This is a genomic window from uncultured Sphingomonas sp. (genome assembly GCF_936927845.1).
Taxonomy (GTDB): Bacteria; Pseudomonadota; Alphaproteobacteria; order Sphingomonadales; family Sphingomonadaceae; genus Sphingomonas.
Genome location: NZ_CAKZHV010000035.1, coordinates 1 through 6645, shown reverse-complemented (window position 1 = coordinate 6645; position 6645 = coordinate 1). Strand labels below are relative to the sequence as shown.

Genomic DNA, 6645 nt, shown 5'->3' with positions numbered 1-6645 from the left:
GGCGAGATGAGATGGCTCGGGTGGCAGCGAAAGGCCGCGCAGGAGCAGCGGCAAGTCGATGCTGGCGACGATCAGGGAGGTGATGATCACGCCCATGGCAAGGAAGATCGCGAGCTCGCGTGAGGGAAAGGCAGATCCATCGCTCATGGCAAGCGGCAAGGTCAGGACGCCGGCGAGCGTGGTCGCTCCGCGTACTCCGCAGAAGGACATGGCCGCGACGATCCGCCAGTTGGGCACTCGCCGCCAATGCCCCTGACGGAACAGTGTGAGGCTGAATGACAGCCAAACCCACAGGAAGCGAAGCACCGCTAGCCCGACGTTGATCGCAACGACGTAGAGCGCCAGCCACCAGGGATCACGATGCCCGATGGACTGGACGATCGCCACCGCTCCTGAAAGGAGCTCGGGCAATTGCTCGCCCAGAAGGACAAAGATGATGCCGTTGGCGGCGAATTGGATGGTGTCCCAGATGGTAGTGCGACGGATGCCGGTGATCGCGCCGACCTCGCCTGCGGTTTCGGACGGCCCCATCGCAAGGCCCGACGCGACCGCGGCGAGGATGCCCGAGCAATGCAGATGCTCCGCGAGAAGGTAGGAGCCAAAGGGACTCAACAGAGATGAGAATCTGGCTCACGCCTTCCTCGCTATAATGGCGAACGACCCAACTTTTCGCGCGCGTGACAAGCCAGGTCACGCCGGTGCCGACGGCGATCCCGCCAAGCGCGACCCAAAGGAAGTTGAGGGCGGCATTCTGAAGCGAGAAAGCACCGGTGAGCGCGGCGGCAATCGCGAAACGCAGGCAGACCAGACCCGAGGCATCGTTCAGGAGCGCTTCCCCTTCCAGCATATGCATCGTCCGCTTCGGAATGGGCACGCGCTGAGCGATCGCCGAACCGGCGATCGGGTCGGTCGGCGAGATGACCGCGGCCAGCGCGAAAGCGACGGGAAGCGGCATCGAGGGGATCATCCAGTGGATGAAGAAGCCCATGCCGACCACGGTGAAGACGACGAGGCCGAGCGCAAGTCCCAGGACCGTCCTGCCATCCTTGAACAGTTCTTCCCGCGGGATGCGCCAGCCATCGAGGAACAATAGCGGCGGCAGGAACAGCAGGAAGAAGATTTCCGGATCGAGCGTGACCCGCCAGTCGGCGATCAGGCCGATCAGCGCACCCAGCGCAATCTGGAACAGCGGGCGTGGCAATGGGACAGGCACCATGCGCGCAACGATACCGCTTATGACGACGGCCACCATCAGCATCAGAACGATCGTCACACTTTCCAAAATGGGCTCCTTATTGGCCTCGCCCTTGCGTCCACGAAGTCGCACTCGGCAGGATGAACAGGTCGGAAAGAACCATGTTTCAGACATGCAGCCATCTGCGCTCGACGTAGGAGAAGAGGGCGCACACCGGCATTGCGCACAACATGCCGAGGGTGACCTCGACGCAACGGAGCAGCGCGACGGTCCAGACCGGGCCATGCGCGGGCACGAGCAATACGATGGTGGTCGTAATACCGGCAAGCCGCGCGGCCGAACTGACTTTCAGGCACCAGCACACGACGATCACCACGGCCACCGACGCGAGATAGATCGCGATGTTTTCCGTGCCGAGCGTGGCAGCCGCGAAGCCACAGACAGCGCCGGCCAGCGCGCCGATAAACTGGTCGCGCGACTGGCTCAGCGTGTCCGCATAGTCGTGCTGGGTGACCGCGATGGCGGTGATGGCGGCCCAAAAGGCCTGTTCGGTGTGCAGGGCAACGCCGATGCTGTAAGCAAGTCCCGCGCCACAGACAGCGCGCAGAGCCATCAGCAGACCCTGCGCCACGCGGCTCTTGAGCGGCAGGCTCTTGAGGACGCTGAAGGCGGATTGCTGTAGCGACGTAAGATAAGCGAAATGGCTTTCCTGGGAATCCTTTCTTGATGGCATGCTTGACCCTGAACGACCGGGATTTCGTCGGAATGATCCCTGCCGGTGCTTTCTCACACTGCCGCGTCGAGCAGGAGCACGGTCAATGACCGCACCCCCTGTGCGCCGTGGATGAGCACGCCCTCGATGTCGGCCGTTGCGGAGGGGCCTGTATGAAAACTGGCATAGCGATGCTCGTGGAATTCCGGCCGCCGATAGGCCTCCTGAAGCGTGGGCACGATGGCAGCGGGGGCGAGTAATACGACGAGATGCTGCCCGAGATAAGCGGCAGCGTTTGTGACCAGTGCCGTGTCCGGCAGCAGCACGGAACCCGTCTCCGCCACACCGAAGCTGGCCCGCACAATCGTAATGTCCACATCGGCGAGATCACGCGGGGCTGCAACACCCATAAGATCGCGGTTGCCGCGATATTCGGGAACAGCAGAGGCGATCACCTTGGCCTGCGGGAACTGCTCCTGCAGGAAGGCATCGATGCTCTGCCCTTCGATACCGTGTCCACCCATCGCTTCGAGGTTACGGAGGAACGATGCAACCAGTCCCTCACCCGCCTCGAAAGGAAAAATCGGCAGCTCGGGCAATGGATGATCGCCCAGTGGCCGGTTCGCCCGCACCGCCGCCAGAATGTTCTCGCGCGCGCTCATGATTGGCCCTCCTTTCCGCCATTGGTTCGCTTATGCCATTGATGAAAGGTTTCCTTCGGGGCATCCGGCATGTCACGTCCGCGCGCGGTCCAGCTGTTGAGCGGATTGGCGAGCGCGAAGCTGGGCAGCACCTTGAGCGCACCGTCGGCCGCCGCGACGGCCGTGCGGTAGAGAGAGGGATGTGACAGGAGTGTGCCTGCCGCTTTCATCAGCGCCTGCTTGCCCAGGCCGATATCGTGCGTTTCCGCCAATGTCTTGCGCCACGCGAAGATCTGCTCGTGGATGTTGATCTTCACCGGGCAGACATTGGTGCACGAGCCGTTGAGAGTGGAGGCAAAGGGAAGGGTCGAATAGCGCTTCCGGTTGAAGGTCGGATCGAGGATCAGGCCGATCGGCCCGGAATAGGTCGCGCCGTAGGAAAGCCCGCCCGAGCGGCGATAGACCGGACAAGTGTTCATACAGGCACCGCAACGGATGCATTTGAGGCTCTGCCAGAATTCCGGCTCGCCGAGCCGTGCGGAGCGGCCATTATCGACCAGCACGATATGCATCTCACCGCCGTTGCGGGGTCCTCGAAAATGCGAGGTATATTGGGTGATCGGCGAACCTAGCGCGGAGCGTGAAAGCAGGCGGATGAACACGCCCAGGTCGGCGATGCGCGGGATCAGCTTCTCGATCCCGATCGAGGCGATGTGGAGCGGCGGCACGTTGGCCGACAGGTCCGCATTGCCCTCGTTGGTGCAGACGACAAAGGTCCCCGTCTCGGACACCGCGAAGTTTGCGCCGGTCATGCCGGCATCCGCATCGAGAATCAGGGGGCGCGTCTTCTCGCGCTGCTGCTCGGCGAGATAGTGGACGTCGTCGTTGGCGGGATCGGTGCCGAGCTTGTCGGCGAACACTTGCGCCACATCGCTGCGCAGCTTGTGGACGGCCGGCACGACGATGTGGCTCGGCGCCTCGTCGTCGAGCTGCTGGATGCGCTCGCCGAGATCGGTCTCCACCACCTCGATGCCGACGCCGGCCATGTAATCGCGCAGGCCGGTTTCCTCGGTCAGCATCGATTTGGACTTGATGAGATTCTTCGCCCCATGATCGGCAAGGATGCCATGGACGATGCGGTTGTGCTCGGCCCCATCCCGCGCCCAGTGGACGTGGATGCCGTTGGCCCGCGCCTGCGCCTCGAACTGCTTGAGATAGTCGCCAAGGTTCGATAGCGTGTGTTGCTTGATGGCCGATGCCAGCTCGCGCAGCTCCTCCCATTCGACAAGGCCGTGCATTTGCCGGTCACGCTTCTGGCGCAGGTCCCAGAGGCGTTCGTCATGCATCTCCGCATGGCGCGGCGCATCGATGAAACGCATCGCCGCCTCGTTGTGATCGACGGGCTTGCGGTGGTAAAGCTTCGCTCCGCGTGGTTGGGGCTCGGCTGCGGGCGGGCTCAACGGCCGGGATGTTCCCTCACCGTGGCTCAGCCGCTCGCCACTGGCGCTGCGTGCCGCGCCGTCATCGGCCGTGTGCAATTCCTCATGGAGCAGGGCCGGCAGACCATCCTCTGCGCGGCGCGGTTCATCCGGTCCGGTCATGCGGCATCTCCGTTCAGTACCTGGGCGATATGGCGGAACTTGAGCGGAAGTCCGAGCCGATCTGCGCAACCCTTTTGATGCAGCATGCAGGAGCTGTCGGCCGAGACGACATAGTCAGCACCGGCTTTGGCATGGTCGTGGACCTTGTCCTGCCCCATCTTGACCGAGACGGCCGGCTCGAACACGCTGAACGTGCCGCCAAACCCGCAACACTCGTCGGGTCGGGCTTTTTCGACCAGCTCCAGCCCTTTTACCATGCGCAGCAGGTCAAGCGGCTTGGAGTGTGCCGGCTCGCGCCGTTCGGACATGCTGCCATGGAAGAGACCACGCAGTGCGTTGCAGTTGTTGTGGTAGCTCACCTTGTGCGGAAATTCGGCCCAGGGGAAGCCATCCACCTTTAGCACGTCGTGGAGGAACTCGACCAGCTCATAGGTTCGCTCGCGGACGTGGCGCACCTCCTCGGTCTGCTCGATGGCCGTCATGTTGCACCGGACTTGATGCGCGCAGCTTCCCGAGGGCACGACGACATAATCGAAGCCTGAGAAGTTGCGGACGAACAGTTCCTCGGTCGCCTTCGCCTCGGTGTGGCAGCCCGAATTGACCATGGGTTGCCCACAACAGGTCTGGTCGAAGGGGTATTCGGGATCGACACCGAACCGGCGTAGCAGGTTCAGTGTCGCGATTCCGACCTCGGGTTCGAAGGCATCGACATAACAGGGTACAAACAACGCGACACGCATGGCGCCACCTTTCAATGGAAGAGGTTGGTGGTGGCGAGATCAGTGATCTCGTCGCCCCGCCCGGACATGATGGCGCGCAGCATGTAGAGGCTGAAGCCCTTTGCCTGCGCCGCTGCGATCGTCGGCGGCATCGAGATTTCGTGGCGTGCCGTCACGACATCCACCAGCGCCGGCCCATCATGCGCGAAGGCCGCGCGCAAGGCCGGCTCCAGAGCGGCTGAATCCTCCACGCGAACGCCGTACAGTCCGATCGTCCTTGCGACCTCGGCGAAGTTGGGATTCTCCAGTGAAACATTGGTGCCGGGATAGCCGCCCGCTTTCATCTCCATCTCCACGAAGCCCAGCGTCCCATTGTTGATTACGACGATCTTGATCGGCAGCTTGAGCTGCACGGCGGTCAGCAGTTCGCCCATCAGCATGGACAGCCCGCCGTCGCCGGAGAGCGAGACGACTTGCCGGCCGGGGAACGCCCCCTGCGCGCCCAGTGCCTGCGGCATGGCGTTCGCCATCGAGCCATGGTTGAACGAACCGAGCAGGCGTCGCTTCCCGTTCATCGTGAGGTAGCGCGCCGCCCAGATCACCGGGGTGCCGACATCGGCAGTGAAGATCGCATCTTGCGCCGCCACCTTGTCGAGCGTGGCCGCGACATATTGGGGATGGAGCGGCTGCCCCGCTTTGCGGGGCTGGGCGAGATCGTCGAGGCTGGCCCGCGTCTTCGCATAATGCTGGCGCGCCTTGTCGAGAAAGGTGCGACTGCGGCCTTCCGCGATCTTCGGTGCAAGCGCCGCCGCAAACCGGCCAACATCGGCGACCACCGCCAGATCGAGCGGCACCCGCCGCCCGAGCGCGCCTGGGTCACGATCCACCTGGATCACCTTCGCCCCCGTCGGATAGAAATTTCGATAGGGAAAATCACTGCCCAGCATCAGCAGTGTGTCGCATTCCTTGAGCGCATGATAGCCCGACGAGAAGCCGATCAGTCCGGTCATGCCGACATCGCAGGGGTTGTCCCACTCGACATGCTCCTTGCCACGAAAGGCATGGACGATGGGGGCTGCGAGCCGATCGGCCAATGCCACCAGTTCGTCATGCGCTCCGGCGCAGCCCGATCCAGCAAGGATGGTGACACGCTTGGCGCCGGACAAAATCTCCGCAGCCTGCGCGACATCCTCGGCCATGGGCTCGGGTGCCGTGACCGTGGGCAGGGCAAAGGCCGGCACGCTGTCCGTATCCACCTCGAGCAGCGATACATCCCCCGGCAGCACCAGTACCGCCACGCCGCGCCGCCCGATGGCGGTCCGCATGGCACGGTGGAGCAGTTCGGGCATCTGTTTCGGGTTGGTCACCATCTCGCAGAAATGGCTGCACTCGCGGAACAGCTCGGTCGGGTGGGTCTCTTGGAAATAACCGAGGCCGATCTCGCTCGATGGGATGTGGCTGGCGATGGCAAGCACCGGCACATGGTTGCGCTGGCAATCGAACAGACCATTGATGAGATGGAGATTGCCTGGCCCGCAACTTCCCGCGCAGACGGCGAGCTTGCCCGTCGCCGCCGCATCGGCGCCTGCCGCAAACGCGCCTGCCTCTTCGTGGCGAACATGCATGAAGATAATGCGGCCGTCCTTGCCAAGCTGCCAGTTGACCGCGTTGAGGCTGTCGCCGGTCACCCCCCATATCCGTTCGATGCCGGCATCCGCCAGCGTCCGTACCAGCATTTCAGCGATTGTGATTGCCATAGCTGTTTATCAGTCCTTAG

At 63.2% G+C, this 6645-nt stretch carries 5 protein-coding genes and 1 pseudogene; all 6 read right to left on the bottom strand.

Annotation, left to right across the window (positions count from 1 at the left end):
* Nucleotides 1–1282, bottom strand: a pseudogene (locus tag Q0579_RS06020) (Na+/H+ antiporter); the annotation flags it as partial.
* Between the two features lie 79 nt (nt 1283–1361).
* The gene (locus tag Q0579_RS06015; protein WP_298810249.1) at nt 1362–1928 is read right to left on the bottom strand and encodes an FUSC family protein; all 567 of its coding nucleotides are present in this window, start codon (nt 1926–1928) and stop codon (nt 1362–1364) included.
* A 53-nt stretch (nt 1929–1981) separates the two neighbouring features.
* The gene (locus tag Q0579_RS06010; RefSeq protein ID WP_298270751.1) at nt 1982–2569 is read right to left on the bottom strand and encodes an LUD domain-containing protein; all 588 of its coding nucleotides are present in this window, start codon (nt 2567–2569) and stop codon (nt 1982–1984) included.
* Complete coding sequence (locus Q0579_RS06005; protein ID WP_298810247.1) at nt 2566–4149, bottom strand: lactate utilization protein B; 1584 nt, start codon at nt 4147–4149, stop codon at nt 2566–2568. The genes Q0579_RS06010 and Q0579_RS06005 overlap by 4 nt, the downstream gene beginning before the upstream one ends.
* Nucleotides 4146–4889: a (Fe-S)-binding protein gene (locus Q0579_RS06000; protein WP_298810245.1), complete on the bottom strand. Its 744-nt coding sequence runs from the start codon at nt 4887–4889 to the stop codon at nt 4146–4148. Before Q0579_RS06000 ends, Q0579_RS06005 begins: the two co-directional genes overlap by 4 nt.
* An 11-nt stretch (nt 4890–4900) precedes the next feature.
* Entirely contained in the window at nt 4901–6625 is a 1725-nt protein-coding gene (gene poxB / locus Q0579_RS05995; RefSeq protein WP_039248848.1) for a ubiquinone-dependent pyruvate dehydrogenase, read from the bottom strand.
* Nucleotides 6626–6645: the final 20 nt, after the last annotated feature.

Coding starts and splice junctions, on each gene's coding strand:
- Q0579_RS06015 (WP_298810249.1), bottom strand. CDS start 1,928: ATGCCATCAAGAAAGGATTCCCAGGAAAGCCATTTCGCTTATCTTACG.
- Q0579_RS06010 (WP_298270751.1), bottom strand. CDS start 2,569: ATGAGCGCGCGCGAGAACATTCTGGCGGCGGTGCGGGCGAACCGGCCA.
- Q0579_RS06005 (WP_298810247.1), bottom strand. CDS start 4,149: ATGACCGGACCGGATGAACCGCGCCGCGCAGAGGATGGTCTGCCGGCC.
- Q0579_RS06000 (WP_298810245.1), bottom strand. CDS start 4,889: ATGCGTGTCGCGTTGTTTGTACCCTGTTATGTCGATGCCTTCGAACCC.
- poxB (WP_039248848.1), bottom strand. CDS start 6,625: ATGGCAATCACAATCGCTGAAATGCTGGTACGGACGCTGGCGGATGCC.